We start from the raw sequence: 19,236 nt of genomic DNA, 5'->3' as shown, positions 1-19,236 counted from the left end.
CGGTGTGCGATTCGAGCCGGGTGCGAGCACCCGTAACGGCTCACGCCAGCTTGCGGAACACCAGCGTACCGTTGGTGCCGCCAAAGCCGAACGAGTTCGACATGACGACATCGATCTTCATCGAACGCGCCGTGTGCGGCACGTAATCGAGATCGCAGCCCTCGCTCGGGTTATCGAGGTTGATCGTCGGCGGTGCGACCTGATCGCGAATCGCCAGCACCGAAAACACGGCTTCGACACCACCGGCGGCGCCGAGCAGATGCCCGGTCATCGATTTGGTCGAACTGACCGCCACCTTGTAGGCATAGTCACCGAGCGCCTGCTTGATCGCCCGCGATTCGATGCCATCACCAGCCGGCGTCGAGGTGCCGTGCGCATTGATGTAATCGATCTGTTCGGCGTTGAGGCCGGCATCGCGCAGCGCCTTGAGCATGCAGCGGCGCGCACCGTCGCCGTCCTCAGCTGGCGAAGTCATGTGATAGGCATCGGCAGTCATGCCGAAGCCGACCAGCTCCGCATAGATCCGCGCACCGCGTGCCAGCGCGTGCTCGTACTCTTCGAGCATCAGCACACCGGCGCCATCGGCGAGCACGAAACCGTCACGGTCACGATCCCACGGCCGGCTGGCGTGCTGCGGATCGTCGTTGCGCTGCGACAGAGCACGCATCGCCGCGAAGCCACCGAGCCCGGTCGGACAGGTCGCCATTTCAGCACCGCCGGCCAGCATCGCATCGGCATCGCCATAGGCGATCATGCGGGCGGCATCGCCGATACAGTGCGTACCGGTGCTGCAGGCGGTGACGATCGCATAGTTCGGCCCTTTCATGCCGAGCAGGATCGAAATCTGGCCCGAAGCCATGTTGATGATGTTACGCGGCACGAAGAACGGCGAAATCTTGCGCGGCCCGCTCTTCATGTAGCCCGAATGCGCTTCCTCGATGCCCGGCAGACCACCGATACCGGAGCCGACCGACACACCGATGCGATCGGCATTGGCCTCGGTCACTTCCAGACCGGAATCACGGAAGGCATCGACGGCGGCAGCGATGGCGTAATGGATGAAGACATCCATTTTTTTCGCCTCTTTCGCCGGCATGTAGCGCTCGATGTCGAAGTCACGCACCGAGCCGCCGAAGCGCACGGAAAACGCACTGACATCGAAGTGGGTGATCGGGGCGATGCCACTGCACCCGGCAAGAATCGTATCCCAGGCTGCGGCCACACTGTTACCCACCGGGGACACGATGCCGAGACCAGTCACGACGACACGTCTTTTGCCCAAAAGGCAGTCCTCTTTACAGCGCGCACTGGACGCCGCTGCGCAGCCGCGTTCGACGCGGCGCGCGGCGCCGGTACACGACGAAACCCGTGATCAGCCGAGGTGCGCGGTCACGTAATCGATGGCGCCCTGAACGGTGGTGATCTTCTCGGCATCCTCGTCGGGGATCTCGCACTCGAATTCTTCTTCGAGCGCCATGACCAGTTCGACGGTATCCAGAGAGTCGGCGCCGAGATCATCGACGAAAGATGCGTCGTTGGTGACCTGCGCCTCGGTGACACCGAGCTGCTCAATGATGATCTTCTTGACGCGCTCTTCAATGCTGCTCATTGGAATCCTCGCAACGATATGTATCGGGGCAATTGCCGCCGGTATTGTATGTAAAACAAAATGCCTGATCCACCGCGAACAAGCTCGCTCACGACTGGAAAAAGCGCCCAAAAACCAGCAATTAACTCCCTGCCGCAAGCTTGCAGCAGGTGCTTACGGCATGTACATGCCGCCGTTGACGTGCAGCGTTTCCCCAGTGATGTAAGCCGCCTGTGGTGACGCCAGGAAGGCAACCGCATGGGCGATGTCCTCCGGTGCACCGAGCCGCTCCAGCGGGATGCTGCGCACCAGCGCTTCACGCTGCTCTGCCGGCAGCGCGCGCGTCATATCGGTATCGATGAAGCCCGGGGCCACAGCGTTGACGGTGATGCCGCGCGAGCCGATTTCCCGGGCGAGCGACTTGGTAAAGCCCAGCAGACCGGCCTTGGCCGCTGCGTAATTGGTCTGCCCCGGGTTGCCGGTGCTGCCAACCACCGAGCCAACGGTGATGATGCGTCCCTGACGGGCTTTCATCATGCCGCGGATCACCGCCTTCGACAGGCGATAGACCGAGCTCAGATTGGTGGTGATGATCTCGTCCCACTCCTCGTCCTTCATGCGCATCAGCAGATTGTCGCGGGTGATACCGGCGTTGTTGACGAGGATCGTCGGTGCGCCGAAATCGCTGCCAACCGCTTTCACCACCGCCTCGATCGAAACCGGATCGGTGACGTTGAGCACCATGCCGCAACCTTTCGCGCCAGCCTCGGCCAGATAGGCGCTGATGGCCTGGGCACCGGTCTCACTGGTCGCCGTACCGACGACCGTCGCTCCGAGCCGCCCCAGTTCGAGGGCGATCGCACGGCCGATGCCACGACTGGCGCCGGTGACGAGGGCGATCTGCTGTTCGAGGTTCATCTTCAAGCTCCCTTGAAATCGGTGATGGCGCTCTGCAGGCCGGCGAGATCGGCAACCGGCAGCACGCTCAAGCCCTTGACGATGCGCTTGTTCAGACCGGCCAGCACCTTGCCAGGACCGCACTCGACAGTGGTGGCGATTCCGGCCGCGACCATCGCGGCGACGGTCTCGACCCAGCGCACCGGACTGTAGAGTTGCTGCACCAGAGCGGTACGAATTTCTTCGGGATCGGTGTGACTGGCGACATCGACGTTGTGCAGCACGCGGATCTCCGGCGTGCGGATGCTGACGGCGGCGAGATGCTCCGCCAGCCGCTCGGCTGCCGGGCGCATCAGCGCGCAGTGTGAGGGCACGCTGACCGGCAGCGGCAGCGCACGCTTCGCGCCGCGCGCCTTGAGCAGTTCGCAGGCACGGTTGACCGCCGCCGTCGCACCGGCAATCACCACCTGACCCGGCGCGTTGAAGTTGACGGCCTCGACGACCTCGCTCTGCGCCGCCTCGGCACAGACCGAGCGCACCGTCTCGTCATCGAGACCGAGGATCGCCGCCATTGCACCTTCGCCGACCGGCACAGCGCTCTGCATCAAGCGACCGCGCTCGGCCACCAGACGGACTGCATCGGTAAAATCGAGGCTGCCAGCCACCACCAGTGCGGTGTATTCGCCGAGGCTGTGACCCGCGACCATGCCTGGCCGCGCACCACCTTCAGCCAGCCAGACGCGCCACAGCGCGATGCTGGCCGCCAGCATCGCCGGCTGCGTGTTCTGTGTCTGGTTGAGCTCGGTATCGGGACCGCCCTGCACCAGCGCCCACAGATCAAAGCCGAGTGCCGCAGACGCCTCGGTGAAGGTCTCGCGCACTTCGGGACGCTCGGCTGCATCGGCGAGCATGCCAACCGACTGCGAACCCTGCCCCGGAAAGACAAAGGCAAGGCTACCCAGGACTCGATTCATCGCTCCTCCGCTCATGTCATCGTGACGGAAACCGTGCACACGCCCGCTGGACACTGCCCAAGCGAGGGTTGCGTTCAGAACCTCACCAGTGCCGATCCCCAGGTGAAACCACCGCCGAAAGCTTCCAGCAGCAGCAGCTGCCCGCGGCGGATACGACCATCGCGCACGCCAACATCAAGCGCCAGCGGCACCGACGCTGCCGACGTATTGCCATGCTCAGCCACGGTGAGAATGACGCGCTCCATCGGCACGCCGAGCTTGCGCGCCGTCGCCTGGATGATGCGGATGTTCGCCTGATGCGGAATCAGCCAGTCGACGCTCTCCGGTGCAATGCCTTCGAGCGCGAGCGCTTCGGCGGCGATACGGCCCAGCGTGTTGACGGCGACGCGGAAGACTTCGTTACCGCGCATTTCGACGAAGGCGCGATTCTGTCGGGTCTGGTCATAGCCCGTCGAAACACCGTTGGGCACCCACAGCAACTCTTTGTAGCGACCATCCGCATGGATGCGCGTCGACAGAATGCCCGGCTCTTCAGCTGCCTCCAGCACCACCGCACCAGCACCGTCGCCAAACAGGATGCAGGTGCCGCGATCGGTATAGTCGAGAATGCGCGAGAAGGTCTCGGCACCGACGACCAAAGCACGCTTGGCCATACCGGTACGCATGAACTGGTCGGCTACCGACAGCGCATAGACGAAACCCGCACACACCGCCTGCACATCGAAGGCCGGACAGCCGAAAGCACCGAGGCGCGCCTGCAGCTGCGTGGCAACGCTCGGAAAAACATGATCGGGTGTGGTCGTAGCGACGATGATCAGATCGAGCGTGGCCGGATCGAGATCCGCCATTTCGATCGCCCGCCGCGCGGCATGCTCGGCAAGATCGGACGTCGTTTCATCGGGCGCAGCGATATGACGCTGGCGCACGCCGGTGCGCTCGACGATCCACTCGTCGCTGGTCTCGACCATGCGCGAGAGATCGTCATTGGTGAGCACTTTTGCCGGCAGGTAACCGCCGGTCCCGGTGATGCGCGCGAAACTCACGAAGCCAGCCTCTGCTCAAGCAGACTGGACAGACGACGGCTGATCAGCTGAGGCACGTTCTTTTCCACCTCGATCGTGGCAATACGGATCGCGTTCTCGAAAGCCAGCACGTCGGCCCCCCCATGACTCTTGATGACGATGCCATTGAGGCCGAGCAGGCTGGCACCGTTATAGCGCCGCGGATCGATGCGCTGCGAGAACGCGCGCAGGATCGGCAGCGCGATCAGTCCGGCGAGCCGCGTCAGCAGATTGCGGCGAAACTCTTCGCTCATGTAATGCTTGATCAGTTTGGCCACGCCCTCACTGGTCTTCAGCGAGACATTGCCGACAAAACCGTCACAGACGACCACTTCCACCGGACTGAGGTAGATGCCGTCGCCCTCGACATATCCGATATAGTTCAAATCGGTCTTCGAAAGCAGGGTATGCGCCTCTTTGACCAGATCATTGCCCTTGATTTCTTCCGAACCGATATTGAGCAGCCCGACGCGCGGGCGCTCGATGCCGTCGACGGCGCGCACCAGCTCGGCGCCCATGACGGCGAACTGCAGCAGATGCGCGGCACGGCAGTCGGAATTGGCACCGAGGTCGAGCATGTGCGTGCTGCCATGCACCGACGGCAGCGTCGTGCAGATCGCCGGGCGATCGATGCCCGGCAGCGTCTTCAGCACGAAGCGCGCCGTCGCCATCAGCGCGCCGGTGTTACCGGCACTGACGCAGGCATCCGCCTCGCCGCTCTTGACGAGGTTGATGGCCACCCGCATCGAAGAATCTTTTTTGTTGCGCAGGGCACTGGCCGGCGGTTCGTCCATGTCGACGACCTGCGTCGCATGGCGAATCACGATACCGGCACGCCCGCTGGCGCCGAGCGCTGCCAGCTTCGCGGCCAGCACGTCTTCGCGCCCCACCAGGATCAGCGAGAGATCGGCACGCCGCTCCAGCATGCGCAGGGCAGCGGGGACGACGACATCCGGACCGATATCCCCACCCATCGCATCGAGCGCGATGGTCAGCGGTCTCGTCATTCGGTTTACCGTCGACTTTTAAAGGTTGGCGAGAACAATGACGCCTCCGCAAGGGAGGCGCTTGATCGGCAGGATCAGCCGGTCGCGCGGACCGCTGAGGATCACTCTTCGGTCTTGGCGGCGATCACGCGGCGGCCGCGGTAGAAACCGTCCGGCGTGACGTGGTGGCGCAGATGGGTCTCGCCGCTGGTCTTGTCGACCGACAGCGCGCTGCTGCTCAGATGATCGTGGGAACGACGCATGTCACGACGGGCACGGGACTTGCGGTTCTGCTGAACGGCCATGGCTTACTCCTGATCTCTCGATTTCTTCAACAGCGCCGCGAGCGCCGCGAAAGGCTGTGGTTCTTCCTTCGCTGCAACGGGCTCCGCGCCAGTTTTCGGCAAGGCGAAGCCATTGGCTTCGCATTCACGCAAATTTTCATGCATCGCCACCAGCGGCAGTGCGAGGAGCAGTTCGTCCTCGATCACCTCGCTGATCGCGATACCTTCCTCGCCGGCCAGCACCGGTTCATAGTGTTCCGGCACCTGTGCCGCCTGAGCTTCGCTCGCGACCGGTGCCAGCGCTACCGTGCAGTGCAGCGGCAGTAGCAGAGGCCCGAAGCAGCGCTGGCAGGCCAGCACTACATCAGCCGAGATATCAACACTCAGGAACTTGCGCCCCTCGGCGTCGACCTCTCCGCGAAGCCGGTAGCGCACGTCGCCACCGGTCTCGCGCAGCAGATCGGTGAGACGACCGAGCTGCGCCAACGGCACACTGCCTTCCACGCGCTCGCCGCTGGCGGCAAGCTTCCACGGATCGAATCTGTCGGCGGGTCTGGCATGCATAAGGCGCGGCATATTAAGGAGTTCGCCAAAGCAAGTCAAAGCTCAGAATGCCGACATTGCAGCGATGCCGGCGACTTCCTACGCTGTGCGCCCCCGAACCGCCCGAGCGCCCCCGGAGCCAGCTCATGATCCCTTCGTTGTCTGACGGCCGGCGACTGGTCCTCGCCTCGACCTCGCCCTATCGGCGCCAGCTGCTCGAACGGCTGGCACTGCCGTTCGAATGCGCCCGCCCGGGCGTCGATGAAACCCCGCTGCCCGGCGAAGCGCCACGCGAACTGGTGGCGCGACTGGCACTCGCCAAAGCCAGTGTCGTGGCGCAGCGCATGCCGCATGCGCTGGTGATCGGCTCCGACCAGATCGCCGTACTCGACGACGCAGTCATCGGCAAACCGGGCACCCACGCGGCCGCGCGCGAACAGCTGCAGCGCGCCAGCGGCCGCAGCGTCGAGTTTCTCACCAGCCTGTGCCTGTTCGACGCCGACAGCGGCAACACGCAACTCGAAGTGGTCAGCCTGCGTGTGCATTTCCGCGCACTGCTGCCACAGCAGATCGAGCGCTACCTGCAGCGCGAGCAGCCTTACGACTGCGCCGGCAGCTTCAAGTCCGAAGGGCTCGGTATCGCACTGTTCGAACGCCTCGAAGGCGACGACCCCAACGCGCTGATCGGCCTGCCGCTGATCGCCCTGACGACGATGCTCGAAGCCGAAGGCGTCAGCGTGCTCTGATGCGTCCCGGCCTGCTGCCCGGCGTCATCCGCCAGCCGCCGCCGGCACTGCTGGCGCTGATCGCCCGGCTGCGGCCGTGGTGGCCGCTGGTCAGTTTCGCCAGCGGTGTGGGGAGCTTCCTGCTGGTGGAGCGCAAGGAACGTCTCGCCGGGCTGCTCGCCGGCCTGCTGCTGCTGAGCTGGCTGTGGCTGCTGGTCGAGCCGCAACTGGCGCGCTGGCGCGGCTACCCCCTGTCAGCGAGGCTCGCCTGCTGGCTGACGCAGGCCGTGCATCAGGAAACCCTGTTCTTCGTCTTGCCCTTCCTCGGCCACACCACCGACTGGAGCAGTCCGCAGGCGCTGTTCACCGTCACGGTCGGACTGGCTGGGCTGGCAACGATCATCGATCCGTTCTACGAGCACCAGCTGCGGGCCCGGCGCGGCCGCTACCTGTGCTTTCATGCTTTCGCTGCCGGGCTGGCGACGCTCGCCTGCGCGCCGATCGTGTTCCACCTCGACACCGCCAGCAGCTACACGCTGGCACTGCTGATCGCCCCGCTGACCGCACTGCCGGGCCTGCTGCGCCAGCGCAGCAGCACACGCCCGCTGCGCCGGCCGCTGATCACCGTGCTGCTGGTGCTGCTGGCATGGATCGCCCAGCCGTGGGTGCCGCCGGTCACGCTGTGGCTCGACCGCGCGCTGCTGTCGGCCACCCTCGACGGCCGCGAGCCCGGCACACCGCTCGACACGGTGACACCGGCGCAGCTGCAGCGCGGCCTCTACGCCTGGAGCTCGCTGCACGCGCCGCTCGGCCTCAAGGAGCCGATCTGGCACGTCTGGCGCCATCGCGGCCAGGTCATCGATCGCATCGCGCTGACGCTCGAAGGCACCAGCCGCGGCCGCTACCGCACCTGGAGCCGCAAGAGCGCCTTCCCGAGCGATGCGCTCGGCCCCTGGTCGGTGACGCTGGAGACCCGCGGCGGCCAGCGCATCGGCCGCCTGGATTTCAGCGTCGTCGCCGGCCGCTAAGGCGCGGCGTGCAGGCCGATGCGCTGGCCGGCGACATCCTCGATCACGGCGATGCTGCCGATGTCGCCGTCGAGCTGCGTAGCCGGCGTCAGGATGCGGCCGCCGGCGCCTTCGACGCGCGCCAGCACCGCAGCGAGTGACGGCCCGGCATCGAGGTAGAGCAGCGGGCCGCCGTGACCCGGCTGCGCATCGGCCTGCTGCACCAGCGCGCCGCCGGTGGCCGGGCACTCATACGGAAAGACCGCGAGCGTCATGCCGCTGGACTGCATGCGCTTGAGCGTGCAGCCGAGCACGGTTTCATAGAAGGTCGCAGCGGCTTCGAGATCGGCGACCGGGATTTCGAACCAGTTGATGATTTTCTGCATCGGCGTTGCCTCGTGGTGAATGACGGGGCACAGCCTGCCGCGGGCCTGCTGCCAGCGTACTGTCAGCAGCCCTGCCGAAGCCCCCCGCCACGCCGCGCTATGCTGACAGCCTGTTGTCAGGAGGCTCACCGATGCGGCGCGCCGATCGCCTGTTTCGTCTGGTGCTGCTGCTCGGCGGCGGCCGCGTGCTCACCGCCCGGGCGCTGGCGGCCGAACTCGAAGTCTGCGAGCGCACCATCTATCGCGATGTCGCCGACCTGGTCGCCAGCGGCGTACCGGTCGACGGCGCCGCCGGCGTCGGCTACCGCCTGCGCCGCGGTTATCAGGTGCCGCCGCTGATGTTCACGCCGGAGGAACTCGAAGCCCTGCTGCTCGGTGCCCAGGTGGTGCGCAGCTGGGCCGACGCCGGGCTCGGTGCGGCAGCCGAGCGCGCACTGGCCAAGGTCGAGGCGGCGCTGCCGGTCGCGCTGCGCCCGCAGCTGACACGCAGCGCCCTGATCGTGCCGGACTTCCACGTGCCGGAGCAGGCGCGCATCGCCCTCGGCGAACTGCGCCGGGCGATCGGCGCGACCTGCAAGCTGCGTCTCGACTACCGCCGCGCCGACGGTGAAGCCAGCCGGCGCACGGTGCGCCCGCTCGGCCTGTTCTACTGGGGACGGGTGTGGACGCTCGCCGCCTGGTGCGAACTGCGCGGCAGTTACCGCACCTTCCGCGTCGACCGCATCACCGCACTGGAAGCGCTGGCGGAACGCTTCGATGCCGGCGACGGCGCTGAACTGCGCCGCTACCTGGCCGCCGTCGCCTGCGCCGAACACGGAGACTGAGCGCTCAGTGCGCCGCCACCCGTGAAAACACATTGATGACGGCGACGCCGGCGATGATCAGCCCCATGCCGAGGATCGCCGGCAGATCGAGGCGCTGGCCGAACAACAGCCAGCCGATGGTCGACACCAGCACGATGCCGAGCCCCGACCAGATGGCGTAGGCGATGCCGACCGGCAGCGTGCGCAGGGTCAGCGTCAGAAAATAAAAGGCGATGCCGTAGCCGATGACGACGAGCACGCTCGGCCACAGCCGGCTGAACTCGTCGGACGCCTTCAGCGCGCTGGTGGCGATCACTTCGGCGACGATCGCGATCGTCAGGTACAGGTAACCCATCATCCACTCCGCTCGCGCCGCACCCGCGGTGCAGCTGTCAGTCCGCCAGGCGCAGGCCCGGCGGCAGTGCCTCGCCGAACACGCGCTTGCGGTCGGCTTCATCCAGTTCGACGACGGCCTCGACCAGCCGCGCCCAGTTCTCCGGCTGCTTCGTCGCCCGCAGCTGCTCGGCGACCTGCGCGCGCAGGCCGGCGTCGATGTCACGCGCACGATCGCCGCTCAGCCGCGCCAGCAGGGTCGCGGCGAGTGCCGCCGGCGGCGCGGCTTTCCAGTCGACGGCGAGTGCCGCCGCGCACCAGCGCTCGGCAACCTCGACCGGCACCACGGCGTGCGCGCTGCCGTGGAACGGCACCCGCGCGCCGAGGCGGCCGAGCGCCCACCAGGTCTGGTTCGACTCGCCCTTGTGACCGAGCCGCGCCAGCAGCGTCTCGCCGACGGCGACCTTGCGCGCCGCCGGCACCCGCTCCAGCGCCCCGGCCAGGCGGATGCGGTCGTCGGTGCCCGGCTTCGCCTTGCTGCCCTTGGCCAGCGCCGGCAGATCGGGCTCGATAGCGTCGAGCAGCGCGCACTGCGCCGCTTCACCCAGGCCGCCGGCGACGCGCCGCCACAGCGTCCACCACTCGGCGACCACCTGGGCATCGCCGGCGTACTGCACGCCCTGCGGGAACAGCGTCCACAGCTGGGCGACACGCCAGTCGTCGAGCGCATGGCCAAAGCCGGGGCGCAGCGCGTAACCGATCAGCGAGCACCACAGGCGCTCGTGATCGGCCGAGCGCCGCCGCCGCCGCGCGCCCTCCCAGAGCACGCCGCCGAGCTCGCGCAGCAGCGGCGTATCCCAGTGCTCGCGCGCGCCGAGCAGTTTTTCCAGATCTGCGCGCAGCGACTTGATCTCCTTCGGGTTCACATCCTTCGCCCGACCACCGTAGAAGCGCAGGATGCGGTCGGCGGCCTCGTCGAAGCGCGGATGCTGCGCCTGCGCCGGCAGCGCCTCGGCCCCCTCGCCGCGCAGCTGGAATTCCAGATTCCAGCGCCGCTCGGCGCCGCCGAGTTCGGCGCAGGCCAGCGCCAGCGTGCCGACCGTCGACAGGCTGGCGACCAGCTGCACCTGCGCCTCGCCGTGGCCGTCGAGCACCGTCGCCACCGGCGGCAGCGGCGAGTACAGCGCGATGTCCGGCACCAGCAGCTCGCCGGCGGCGCGCGGCTGATCCTCGGCGCTGGCCACCAGCGAGAAGTGCACCGGCTCGCCGAGCCGCAGGCGGAAGCTGCGCCCGGCCAGCGCCAGTTCCTGACCTTCCTCACTGCCGCGCGGCAGCACGCACACCGCCTGGCGCTGTTCGCCCTCGGCATCGAGCAGCAGGCAGTAACTGCGCGCCGAGCCGCCACCGATGCGCACGCCGGTGCCGCGCCGTGCCAGCGCCGCCGCCACCGCACCGCGGGCGACCGCCAGATCCGGGTCGGCGTTGGCCAGCCGCCGCGGCGGCTCGCCGCCGCGCCACTGTGCCAACACGTCGAGCAGCCGGGCGCTCAGCGCGTGGGCATGGAACACGCCGCCGTTGAGCAGCAGGCCATCGGGCAGCGCCAGACCGTCGTCCGCCGCGTCGCCGAGCGCGGCGCGCGCCGCCACCTGATGCCGGCCGAGGAAGGCCGCGATGTGGCGGGTGATCGCCGCATCGGCGGCATACGGCAGACCGAATTCGACCAGCGCCGCACGCCGGCCGCTCGGCCGGTCGTCGGCAGCGCAGACCGGCAGGAAGCCCTCGACCAGCCACTCACGCACCTCGTCCCGACTGAAGCTCACCGAACGCGCCGCGCCGATCAGCCGGCTGCCGCCGCCGAGCAGCGTGACGCGCGCCGCCTCGGGCGCCTCGGCGGCCAGCAGCCGCTCTTTGGCGTTGCGACACTGCTGGATCAGCTGCGCCAGCTGCCCGGCACCGAGGCGCTCGCCGTCGGCGAGCAGGCGGCGCTCGGCGACGTGCGCCAGCATCAGGTCCATGTTGTCACCGCCGAGCATCAGGTGTTCGCCAACAGCGACACGGGTGAGCCTGGGCGCGTCATCGTCGTGCTCGACGCGGATCAGCGTCAGGTCGGTGGTGCCGCCGCCGACGTCGACCACCAGCAGCAGGTGCACGTCGGCGAGCGCCGCGACCAGCTGCTCGGCGTGGCGCGCGGTCCAGTCGTAGCAGGCGGCCTGCGGCTCTTCGAGCAGACGCACCTGCGGCAGACCGGCGCGCCGGGCCGCCTCCACCGTCAGCAGCCGCGCGCCTTCATCGAAGGAGGCCGGCAGCGTCAGCACGATCTCCTGCGCCGCCAGCGGCGCCTGCGGATGGTGGTAATCCCAGGCGGCGCGCACATAAGCCAGGTAGGAGGCGCTGGCATCGAGCGGCGAGATGCGCGCCACCGAGGCGTCCGCGCCCCACGGCAGGATCGGTGCGGTGCGGTCGACCCCCGGATGCGACAGCCAGCTCTTGGCGCTGGTGACCAGCCGCCCCGGCACCTTGGCGCCGAGCTCGCGCGCCAGTTCACCGATCACCGCGCTGCCGTCCCAGGCCGCCCACGGCAGGCCGAGGTCAGCGGCGTTGAGCTCGCCGGCGGCCGGGTGGTAGCGCATCGAGGCCAGCAGCGGCCGCGCCGCCACCTCGCCCGGTGCCACCAGCTGTTCGAGCGCGAACAGTTCGATTTCCGGCGTCGCCGCCAGGGTGTCGGCACAGGCCACCAGGGTGTGCGTGGTACCGAGGTCGATGCCGACCAGATAACGGGACATGCGGACGTTCTCCCTGCGCGCAAAGGCCGCGCATTGTACGGGGGCGGCACGCGGCGCGCTTGCAAGCGACATCTTTCGGGCCAATGATTCCCGGCCCAATCACCGCGCTGGGTGCGCCGTCATGACCGAATTTCAGCCACTTAACGATGCCGAGCTGGACGAACTCGACCGTTTCCTCAGTGAGCAGGCCGAGGCCGAACGCGGCACGCTGACGCTCGGTTCGGCCCACGGCTTCTTCACCGCCGAGCAGTGCGGCCCGGCGCCGCTCGGCTTCGCCGATGCCATCGACGAAGTCCTCGCCGATGCCGAGTTCGCCAACGAGCGCGAGGAACGGCGCATCCGCGCACTGCTCGGGCGCATGTGGCTGGAGATCGAGGCTGACCTCAACATGGCCGAGGAATTCCTGCCGCTGCTGTTCGTCGCCGAAGACGAGGACGGCCAGCCGTTCACGCTCTATGAGGACTGGGTGCTCGGCTTCATGGACGCCGTCGACAGCAGCGAACCCTGGCAGGAAGCGCTCGCCGGCGAACCGGTCACCGATGACCCCGAGCGCGACGCACCGCTGCGCCTGGCGCTCGAACCGATCGTGACGCTGTGCTACCGCGCGATCCACGACGCCCAGGAAGCCGGCGGCATCGAAGCCGACGAACAGGACCTGCCGCCGATGGTGCGCGAGGAAATCGCCGCGCTGACGCCGGAGCGCATCGAGGAGCTGATCGACTCGCTCGGCGCCGCCGTGCTGCTGATCGACTCGCTGAACGGCCCGGCGCGCGACGACGCCGGCTACGCCAGCGGCCAGACGCCGATCCGCAGCGAGAAAATCGGCCGCAACGACCCCTGCCCCTGTGGCAGCGGCAAGAAATACAAGAAGTGCTGCGGCGCCGCCGCGAACGACGACTGAAGCACCGGCCGGCCGCTGAATACGCCGGCACCGACCGCCCACCCGCCGGCACCGCCGCAGCCGGCGAGTGACGCGCGGCGCAGCCTGTGCCGGCGCTCACAGACAGCCTTCGCCGCGCCGTGCGACTGAGCAGCGGCGGTGCCCGCTCGTGCCGAGGTGCAACGGACGCCGCGTTCGCCATCCCCGACGCCCGGGCCGCCGGCTCGCGGCGGCGGCCGTTGTCCACCAGCGGAGTCTGCGCATGCATCTGTTCCCCCTGCTCGCCGGCGGCATCACCACCGGTCTGCTGATCGTCCTTGGCGAGGCCGTGCTCAATCTGACCCTGCTGGCCGGTGACTGGGCCGAACTGTTCGCCCGTTTCGAGCTGCCGCAGCCCGGCCCCGCGGTGGCTGCGCAGGGCCTGCTCAAACTGCTGCTGCTCGGCGGCTTCGCGGTCTGGCTCGCCGGCGTGCTGCAGAGTGCATTCCCGCGGCCACTGGTAGCCGCGGTGGTAGCCGGCCTGATCGTCTGGTTCCTGGTCTGGGCCTGGGTGCAGTGGGGGATGCTGCTCGCAGGCTATGTCACGCCGCGGGTCGCGCTGTTCACCGTGGTCTGGGGACTGCTCGAACTGCCGCTCGCCGTCTGTGCCGGCGCTGCCGTGCGCCGGCGGCTGCAGCACGCCCGCGCGCCGGCCTGAAACCCAGCCGCATCGGCCGGGACGGTCCTGCAATGCGGCCACCGACCACCGTTCCCGGCCGCTCGCCACACCCGCTGCAGTACTGTCCTGACTGTCCGCGGCACCCGCAGCAGTTCAATGGCTAGGCATCGCAGCAGCCCATCCGCCTGACCGGAATGGCGGGGCCATCAGCCCGGCCGGGGCACCGGCGGGCGGGCGCAACGCCCACGCAGCGGCTGAGGATGTCGGTCATGCCCGCACACGGCCGCGTAGCGGCAGGAGCTTCGAGGACGCGCAGTGAGGATAGCCATGCGCCCCAGCATCGACCTCGACGGCGCTCGCATCGCCACCGCCGCCAAGGCCTGCGATCCGCCAGCCATGCAGGGCCGGAAGGCGCAGAGAGACCACTGTCTGAACCACCTTACGGTGCGCCGGCAAGCCGCAGGCAGTTGCCGGCGATCCGCAGCTGATGTCGGCGGCAAAGCCGTCTAAACCTTTGCTCATGTCGACCGCCTGCGGGCGGTGAACATGCCCGCAGCCCGCCTGCTCCGCCGGAGACCGCGCCGATGCCCGACACCCCGGTATTCGTCAGCGTCGGCAGCACCGCCACTGCCGCACAGGAAGCCTTCGTGCGCGCCGTCGAAGAGCGCCTGCGCGCCGAGGGCCTGGTGCCGCACACCGTTGGCCGCAACAGCTTCAGCTCCGAATCGCCGTTTCGCGCAGTGACCGAGCTGCTCGACCGCTGCGCCGGTGTGGTGGTCATCGCGCTGGAACGGCTGCACATCGACCACGGCGTGGAAAAACGCGGCGGCGTGCAGGAAGCGGCGCTCGCCGACGTCAAGCTGGCGACGCCGTGGAACCAGATCGAGGCGGCACTGGCCTACAGCCGCGGCTATCCGCTGCTGGTGCTGGTCGAGGACGGCGTGCGCGCCGACGGCCTGCTGGAAACAGGCTTCGACTGGTATGTGCAGAGCGTGCGCCTCGACCCGGCCGCGCTCGCCACACCGGTATTCAACGGCGTGCTGTCGAGCTGGAAAGCCAAGCTCAAGCCGCCCATGCCCCGCGCCGCGCTGGCGCCCGCCAGCGTGGCGGCCAACCCCGGCGAGCGCAGCGTCGCCCAGCTGCTCGGCGAGCTGAAACCGGCGCAGCTGTGGTCGGTGCTGATCGCCGCGGCGACGCTCGTCGGCGGCGCTTTCGCGCTCGGGGCGAAACTCGGCGGCTGAGCGCCGGGCGCACCACCAGCCCCCCGGAACGCGTGCGGCCGGGCGAGCCGGAGCCTCCGAGTCCGCACGCAGGGGGATGCGCGATGTACAACCTCGCCCATGCTCAGCCCGGCACCGGGCGGCGCGGCGGCACGCCCCGCCCGACGCCGGCCGCCTCGATGACGGCGCCGTCGCGGGCGCATGCCTGCCCCTGCGGCGGCCACTGCCCGCGCTGTCACGCCGAGGCGGTCGGCAGCGCGCTGCATCAGCCGGGCGCGCCGCTGGAAGCCGGCGCGCGCGAGTTGATGGAGCAGCGCTTCGGTCACGGGCTCGGCGCGGTGCGCGTGCATACCGATGCGCAGGCCGACCGCGCCGCACGTGCGCTGCGCGCCGAGGCCTTCAGCGCCGGCCAGCACATCGTGTTCGCTGCCGGCCGCTACGCACCGCACAGCCGCACCGGCCGCGCGCTGCTCGCCCACGAGCTCACGCATACGCTGCAGTCGCGCAGCGGGCGGGCGGACACCGGCTACACGCTCGCAGCGGCCGACTCGGCCCAGGAAGCCCAGGCCGAGCGCAGTGCCGCAGCGCTCGGCCGCGGCACCACGCCACCGGCCATCGGCGCCCCGAGCGTGGCGCCGACGCTGCTGCAGCGCCAGCCGCAGCCCGGCGCCGAGCGGGACTGGCCGTTGATACGCGGCGAGCGCTGCCCGAGCGGCGCCTGCCACGGCGCGCCGCGCGGCATCCAGCACAGCGGCGTGGACTTCGGCCGGCGCTTCACGCCGGGCGCGGCTTCGGCCAATCAGGCGCTCAACATCCTCAACTACCTGCCCGATGACGAGTCGGCGGAGTTCGCCAGCTACCTGCTCAAGGGCTACACCAAGCAGAGCTACCGCGGCGAGAAGATCAATTATGTCGTGCCGGTGCTGCAGAGCCCCTATGTCGGCCAGAGCGAGATCGTCGGCTACGTGGTGCGCTATGGCACCGACAACCTCGGCTGGCGGGTGACGATGGACCGCTACGGTAAGGTCGTCGACGTGCACATCGCCGAGGCGCCGATCGAGTCGGAAGGGCTCGGGCCGCTCGACTGGGTGCCGCTGGTCGGCCTCGCCGGCCGTGGTGCCGGTGCGCTGCTGCGCGGCGGGGCGCGCATGTTCGCGCGCAAGGAGGCGGCGCACATCGGCGGTGATGAACTGGCCAGCGTCGCCGGCCGTCTGCGCGAGCCGTGGTTCAATCCGAGCCGCGAACTGGAGCTGCCCGGCGTGCGCGCCGGCGCGGTACCGAACAACTGCCTGGGCTGCGTCAGCGCCGTCGAGAAAACGCGGCTGACCAAGGAGCTGTGGACCGAGGAACGCCTCGCCGCCGAGTACGGCGAAACCTCGAACATGCTGAGCGGACGCGACATCAACCTGCAGAGCGCGCGGAACTACTTCGAGCGCGCCACCGGTAAACCGCTGTCGCAGCAGGCCTACGATCTCGGCGCCAACCGGCTGACCCCGGGCCACTATCTGGTGTTCGGCGGCGAAAGCACCGCCACGCTGAAACACGTGGTGCGCGCCACGGTCAAGCAGGATGGCCGCCTGATCATCTTCGACCCGCAGATCGCCGCAAAACCAAGCTGGTTCGAGTTCATCGGCAAATGGGGCCGCGGCTCGCGCGCCTACCGCATCGAGGACTGAGCGCGCCGGCAGCGTGACGCGGCGACCCGCCGGACCGGAGCGTCCACAGAGGCAGATCACATGAACATCCTGACGCCATGAACATCCTGCTCACCGGCTTCGAAGCCGCCGCCGACGAACTGAACGCCTCGCGCATCCTCGTCGAATCGCTGCGCGAGGAGCCGCCGGCGGCGCTGCAGACACTGCCGGCGACGCTGCACTACGCGGTGCTGCCGCTGAGCTGCGCACGGCTGCAGCCGGCGCTGCTCGAACTGTGGAGCCGCTGCACGCCGCAGTACTGCGTGTTCGTCGGTCAGGCGCGCGGGCGCAACCGCATCGGCTTCGAACGCCTGGCGAGCAACCTGCTCGACTTCACGCTCCCCGACAATGACGGCGCGCTGCCGCGCGGCGAGCGCATCGTCACCGACGGTCCGGCGGCGTACTGGAGCACGCTGCCGCGACAGGAGCAGCTGGCCGATCGCCTCAACGCCGAAGGCATTCCGGCGGTGTGCTCGAACCACGCCGGCAATTACCTGTGCAACCAGCTGCTCTACCTGGCCCTGCATCTGTCAGCGCAGCAGGCGCCAGCCCGCCGCTGCGGCTTCATCCACATTCCGCCGCTGCCGGTGCAGGCGCAAACCCACTGGCCGGAAACACCGTTCATGCCGCTGGCGATGACGCGCACGGCGCTGACGCTGATACTGCAGGCCCTCGCCGCCGACGCCTGAGCACCGGCCTGTGCAGTCGTGCTCGGCAGCGTCACGGCATGCAGAAAAGGCTGATCCTGCCCGCCGCGCCCGCATCCGCGCTCGCCGCCGGTTTTGCCGCCTGCATCTCCTGCTGCCGCTCCTGATCGCTCCGCCGTCACCATGGCGGCCAGCGTCGATCCGGCGCAGTTTCGCAGCCTCACCAACGGGTGCGGCGGCTGCGCTCAGTTTCATCAGCGCCACACGTTCCCGCTAGGCTGTCGTTTCCACTGCCAGCAGAGAGCCTCGCCATGAGCGGATCCACCTTCGCCCGCACGCCGCAGCCGCCGTACTACGCGGTGATCTTCTCCTCGCAGCGCAGCGCCGGCTCCCACGGCTACAGCGAAACCGCCACGCGCATGCTCGAACTGGCCGCGCAGCAGCCGGGATTCCTCGGCGTCGAGAGTGCACGCGGCGACGACGGCTTCGGTATCACCGTCTCCTACTGGCGCACGCTGGAAGACATCACCGCCTGGCGCGAGCAGGTCGAGCACCGCGTCGCGCAGCAGCGCGGCCGCGAACACTGGTACCTCGACTACGAACTGCGCATCGCCCGTGTCGAGCGCGCCAGCGGCCGGCCGGAAGACTGAGGCGGCCGGCGCGTTGATGCGCCTCATGCCGCAAGTCGTGCGCGAGGGTCTAGCCTGTGTCATGCACCTGTCACAGAGGACGCAAAATTGACCGAGCTCGAAACTCCGCGCGACGAGGACGTCGCCATCCCGCCAGAAGCCGACGCGGCCGCCGAAGCGACCACGGACGACACCCCCAACCCGCAGGCGGCCGCCGAGATCGAGTCCGTCAGCCACGCGCCGATGGCGCTGCGTGTCGCCCACGCGCCGAGCGGCAGCAATGAAGACAGCGACGTCGCGCCGCTGCCGCAGAGTTACCCCTACCGCCAGCGCATGCGCCGCGGCGAATACGAGGCGCAGAAGGCCAGGCTGCAGATCGAGCTGCTGAAGGTGCAGAGCTGGGTCAAGGACACCGGGCAGAAGATCGTCGTGCTGTTCGAGGGCCGCGATGCCGCTGGCAAGGGCGGCACCATCAAGCGCTTCATGGAGCACCTCAACCCGCGCGGCGCACGCGTGGTCGCCCTCGAAAAACCCTCCGACACCGAGCGCGGGCAGTGGTATTTCCAGCGCTATATCAACCACCTGCCGACCTCCGGCGAAATGGTGTTCTTCGACCGCTCCTGGTACAACCGCGCTGGCGTCGAGCGGGTGATGAACTTTTGCTCGCCGATGGAATACCTCGAATTCATGCGCCAGACGCCACAGCTCGAACGCATGCTGGTCAACAGCGGCGTGCACCTGTTCAAGTTCTGGTTCTCGGTCAGCCGCGAGGAGCAGCTGCGCCGCTTCATCTCGCGCCGCGACGATCCGCTCAAGCACTGGAAGCTGTCGCCGATCGACATCAAGTCGCTCGACATGTGGGACGACTACACCGAGGCGAAGAAGGCGATGTTCTTCCACACCGACACCGCCGATGCGCCGTGGACGGTGATCAAGTCCGACGACAAAAAGCGCGCCCGCCTGAACTGCATGCGCGCCTTCCTGCACGCCCTGCCCTACCCGGACAAGAACCTCCACGTCGCCTGCGCGCCCGATGCCAAGCTGGTCGGCGCCGGCTCCGAGGTGCTGGCGAACGAGGAAAACGTCATCACCAAGTACTGAGCCTCACGCCCCCCGCGCGGCGCGGGGGGCGGTGGTG

20 protein-coding genes and 1 pseudogene are annotated in these 19,236 nt (G+C 68.5%); 10 read left to right on the top strand and 11 right to left on the bottom strand.

Annotated elements, in window-relative coordinates; all coding sequences use genetic code 11:
* Nucleotides 1-40 precede the first annotated feature (40 nt).
* The 8 genes from fabF to C7443_RS15790 form a co-directional block, all read right to left on the bottom strand.
* Nucleotides 41-1,282, bottom strand: a complete 1,242-nt coding sequence (gene fabF, locus C7443_RS15825; protein ID WP_110019593.1) for a beta-ketoacyl-ACP synthase II — start codon at nucleotides 1,280-1,282, stop codon at nucleotides 41-43.
* Between the two features lie 90 nt (nucleotides 1,283-1,372).
* Nucleotides 1,373-1,609, bottom strand: coding sequence for an acyl carrier protein (gene acpP, locus C7443_RS15820; RefSeq protein WP_110019592.1), 237 nt, complete (start codon nucleotides 1,607-1,609; stop codon nucleotides 1,373-1,375).
* A 153-nt stretch (nucleotides 1,610-1,762) separates the two neighbouring features.
* Nucleotides 1,763-2,506, bottom strand: coding sequence for a 3-oxoacyl-ACP reductase FabG (fabG, locus tag C7443_RS15815; protein ID WP_110019591.1), 744 nt, complete (start codon nucleotides 2,504-2,506; stop codon nucleotides 1,763-1,765).
* Nucleotides 2,507-2,508: 2 nt separating this feature from the next.
* Nucleotides 2,509-3,459 carry an ACP S-malonyltransferase gene (fabD, locus tag C7443_RS15810; RefSeq protein ID WP_110019590.1) on the bottom strand — a complete coding sequence of 317 codons (951 nt, stop codon included), beginning with the start codon at nucleotides 3,457-3,459 and terminating at the stop codon, nucleotides 2,509-2,511.
* 74 nt (nucleotides 3,460-3,533) lie between these two features.
* Nucleotides 3,534-4,502 carry a beta-ketoacyl-ACP synthase III gene (locus tag C7443_RS15805; protein WP_110019589.1) on the bottom strand — a complete coding sequence of 323 codons (969 nt, stop codon included), beginning with the start codon at nucleotides 4,500-4,502 and terminating at the stop codon, nucleotides 3,534-3,536.
* A complete protein-coding gene (gene plsX, locus C7443_RS15800; RefSeq protein WP_110019588.1) occupies nucleotides 4,499-5,527 on the bottom strand; it encodes a phosphate acyltransferase PlsX in 1,029 nt (342 codons plus the stop codon). Before plsX ends, C7443_RS15805 begins: the two co-directional genes overlap by 4 nt.
* Nucleotides 5,528-5,628: 101 nt before the next feature.
* Nucleotides 5,629-5,811, bottom strand: a complete 183-nt coding sequence (gene rpmF, locus C7443_RS15795; RefSeq protein WP_110019587.1) for a 50S ribosomal protein L32 — start codon at nucleotides 5,809-5,811, stop codon at nucleotides 5,629-5,631.
* A gap of 3 nt (nucleotides 5,812-5,814) precedes the next feature.
* Nucleotides 5,815-6,366 carry a YceD family protein gene (locus C7443_RS15790; protein ID WP_110019586.1) on the bottom strand — a complete coding sequence of 184 codons (552 nt, stop codon included), beginning with the start codon at nucleotides 6,364-6,366 and terminating at the stop codon, nucleotides 5,815-5,817.
* 113 nt (nucleotides 6,367-6,479) lie between these two features.
* On the opposite strand from C7443_RS15790, the gene C7443_RS15785 reads away from it, so the two are divergent.
* The gene (locus C7443_RS15785; RefSeq protein WP_110019585.1) at nucleotides 6,480-7,079 is read left to right on the top strand and encodes a Maf family protein; all 600 of its coding nucleotides are present in this window, start codon (nucleotides 6,480-6,482) and stop codon (nucleotides 7,077-7,079) included.
* Entirely contained in the window at nucleotides 7,079-8,086 is a 1,008-nt protein-coding gene (locus tag C7443_RS15780; protein ID WP_110019584.1) for a DUF5924 family protein, read from the top strand. The genes C7443_RS15785 and C7443_RS15780 overlap by 1 nt, the downstream gene beginning before the upstream one ends.
* Here C7443_RS15780 and C7443_RS15775 read toward each other — a convergent pair.
* Nucleotides 8,083-8,451, bottom strand: coding sequence for a VOC family protein (locus C7443_RS15775; protein WP_110019583.1), 369 nt, complete (start codon nucleotides 8,449-8,451; stop codon nucleotides 8,083-8,085). The genes C7443_RS15780 and C7443_RS15775 overlap by 4 nt on opposite strands.
* 131 nt (nucleotides 8,452-8,582) lie before the next feature.
* Between C7443_RS15775 and C7443_RS15770 the strand changes: the two genes are divergently transcribed.
* Entirely contained in the window at nucleotides 8,583-9,275 is a 693-nt protein-coding gene (locus C7443_RS15770) for a helix-turn-helix transcriptional regulator (protein ID WP_110019582.1), read from the top strand.
* Between the two features lie 4 nt (nucleotides 9,276-9,279).
* Here the strand turns inward: C7443_RS15770 and C7443_RS15765 are convergent, their stop codons facing one another.
* Nucleotides 9,280-9,612, bottom strand: a complete 333-nt coding sequence (locus tag C7443_RS15765; protein WP_110019581.1) for an SMR family transporter — start codon at nucleotides 9,610-9,612, stop codon at nucleotides 9,280-9,282.
* A gap of 34 nt (nucleotides 9,613-9,646) precedes the next feature.
* Nucleotides 9,647-12,370, bottom strand: coding sequence for an Hsp70 family protein (locus tag C7443_RS15760; protein ID WP_110019580.1), 2,724 nt, complete (start codon nucleotides 12,368-12,370; stop codon nucleotides 9,647-9,649).
* Nucleotides 12,371-12,491: 121 nt separating this feature from the next.
* Here C7443_RS15760 and C7443_RS15755 point away from each other — a divergent pair, with 121 nt between their 5' ends.
* The 7 genes and pseudogenes from C7443_RS15755 to ppk2 all read left to right on the top strand — a co-directional run.
* Nucleotides 12,492-13,271 carry a UPF0149 family protein gene (locus C7443_RS15755; protein ID WP_170123645.1) on the top strand — a complete coding sequence of 260 codons (780 nt, stop codon included), beginning with the start codon at nucleotides 12,492-12,494 and terminating at the stop codon, nucleotides 13,269-13,271.
* Between the two features lie 241 nt (nucleotides 13,272-13,512).
* Nucleotides 13,513-13,947: a hypothetical protein gene (locus C7443_RS20170; RefSeq protein ID WP_170123644.1), complete on the top strand. Its 435-nt coding sequence runs from the start codon at nucleotides 13,513-13,515 to the stop codon at nucleotides 13,945-13,947.
* A gap of 545 nt (nucleotides 13,948-14,492) precedes the next feature.
* Nucleotides 14,493-15,149, top strand: coding sequence for a hypothetical protein (locus C7443_RS15745; RefSeq protein WP_110019578.1), 657 nt, complete (start codon nucleotides 14,493-14,495; stop codon nucleotides 15,147-15,149).
* Nucleotides 15,150-15,232: 83 nt separating this feature from the next.
* Nucleotides 15,233-16,804: an eCIS core domain-containing protein gene (locus C7443_RS15740; protein ID WP_110019577.1), complete on the top strand. Its 1,572-nt coding sequence runs from the start codon at nucleotides 15,233-15,235 to the stop codon at nucleotides 16,802-16,804.
* Nucleotides 16,805-16,881: 77 nt separating this feature from the next.
* Complete coding sequence (locus C7443_RS15735) at nucleotides 16,882-17,511, top strand: pyroglutamyl-peptidase I (protein ID WP_110019576.1); 630 nt, start codon at nucleotides 16,882-16,884, stop codon at nucleotides 17,509-17,511.
* A gap of 269 nt (nucleotides 17,512-17,780) precedes the next feature.
* Nucleotides 17,781-18,119, top strand: coding sequence for an antibiotic biosynthesis monooxygenase family protein (locus C7443_RS15730; RefSeq protein ID WP_110019575.1), 339 nt, complete (start codon nucleotides 17,781-17,783; stop codon nucleotides 18,117-18,119).
* Nucleotides 18,120-18,255: 136 nt separating this feature from the next.
* Nucleotides 18,256-19,199 (top strand): annotated as a pseudogene (ppk2, locus tag C7443_RS15725) (polyphosphate kinase 2); the annotation flags it as partial.
* Nucleotides 19,200-19,236: the final 37 nt, after the last annotated feature.

It is taken from the genome of Plasticicumulans acidivorans, from assembly GCF_003182095.1.
GTDB classification, from domain to species: Bacteria; Pseudomonadota; Gammaproteobacteria; order Competibacterales; family Competibacteraceae; genus Plasticicumulans; species Plasticicumulans acidivorans.
The sequence above is the reverse complement of the archived record's forward strand: the minus strand, read 5'-3'. Positions and strand labels throughout refer to the sequence as shown.

Coding starts and splice junctions, on each gene's coding strand:
- C7443_RS15770 (WP_110019582.1), top strand. CDS start 8,583: ATGCGGCGCGCCGATCGCCTGTTTCGTCTGGTGCTGCTGCTCGGCGGC.
- acpP (WP_110019592.1), bottom strand. CDS start 1,609: ATGAGCAGCATTGAAGAGCGCGTCAAGAAGATCATCATTGAGCAGCTC.
- C7443_RS15765 (WP_110019581.1), bottom strand. CDS start 9,612: ATGATGGGTTACCTGTACCTGACGATCGCGATCGTCGCCGAAGTGATC.
- C7443_RS15790 (WP_110019586.1), bottom strand. CDS start 6,366: ATGCCGCGCCTTATGCATGCCAGACCCGCCGACAGATTCGATCCGTGG.
- C7443_RS15780 (WP_110019584.1), top strand. CDS start 7,079: ATGCGTCCCGGCCTGCTGCCCGGCGTCATCCGCCAGCCGCCGCCGGCA.
- C7443_RS15755 (WP_170123645.1), top strand. CDS start 12,492: ATGACCGAATTTCAGCCACTTAACGATGCCGAGCTGGACGAACTCGAC.
- C7443_RS15775 (WP_110019583.1), bottom strand. CDS start 8,451: ATGCAGAAAATCATCAACTGGTTCGAAATCCCGGTCGCCGATCTCGAA.
- C7443_RS15735 (WP_110019576.1), top strand. CDS start 16,882: ATGAACATCCTGCTCACCGGCTTCGAAGCCGCCGCCGACGAACTGAAC.
- fabD (WP_110019590.1), bottom strand. CDS start 3,459: ATGAATCGAGTCCTGGGTAGCCTTGCCTTTGTCTTTCCGGGGCAGGGT.
- rpmF (WP_110019587.1), bottom strand. CDS start 5,811: ATGGCCGTTCAGCAGAACCGCAAGTCCCGTGCCCGTCGTGACATGCGT.
- C7443_RS15785 (WP_110019585.1), top strand. CDS start 6,480: ATGATCCCTTCGTTGTCTGACGGCCGGCGACTGGTCCTCGCCTCGACC.
- plsX (WP_110019588.1), bottom strand. CDS start 5,527: ATGACGAGACCGCTGACCATCGCGCTCGATGCGATGGGTGGGGATATC.
- C7443_RS15740 (WP_110019577.1), top strand. CDS start 15,233: ATGTACAACCTCGCCCATGCTCAGCCCGGCACCGGGCGGCGCGGCGGC.
- C7443_RS20170 (WP_170123644.1), top strand. CDS start 13,513: ATGCATCTGTTCCCCCTGCTCGCCGGCGGCATCACCACCGGTCTGCTG.
- fabG (WP_110019591.1), bottom strand. CDS start 2,506: ATGAACCTCGAACAGCAGATCGCCCTCGTCACCGGCGCCAGTCGTGGC.
- C7443_RS15745 (WP_110019578.1), top strand. CDS start 14,493: ATGCCCGACACCCCGGTATTCGTCAGCGTCGGCAGCACCGCCACTGCC.
- C7443_RS15760 (WP_110019580.1), bottom strand. CDS start 12,370: ATGTCCCGTTATCTGGTCGGCATCGACCTCGGTACCACGCACACCCTG.
- C7443_RS15730 (WP_110019575.1), top strand. CDS start 17,781: ATGAGCGGATCCACCTTCGCCCGCACGCCGCAGCCGCCGTACTACGCG.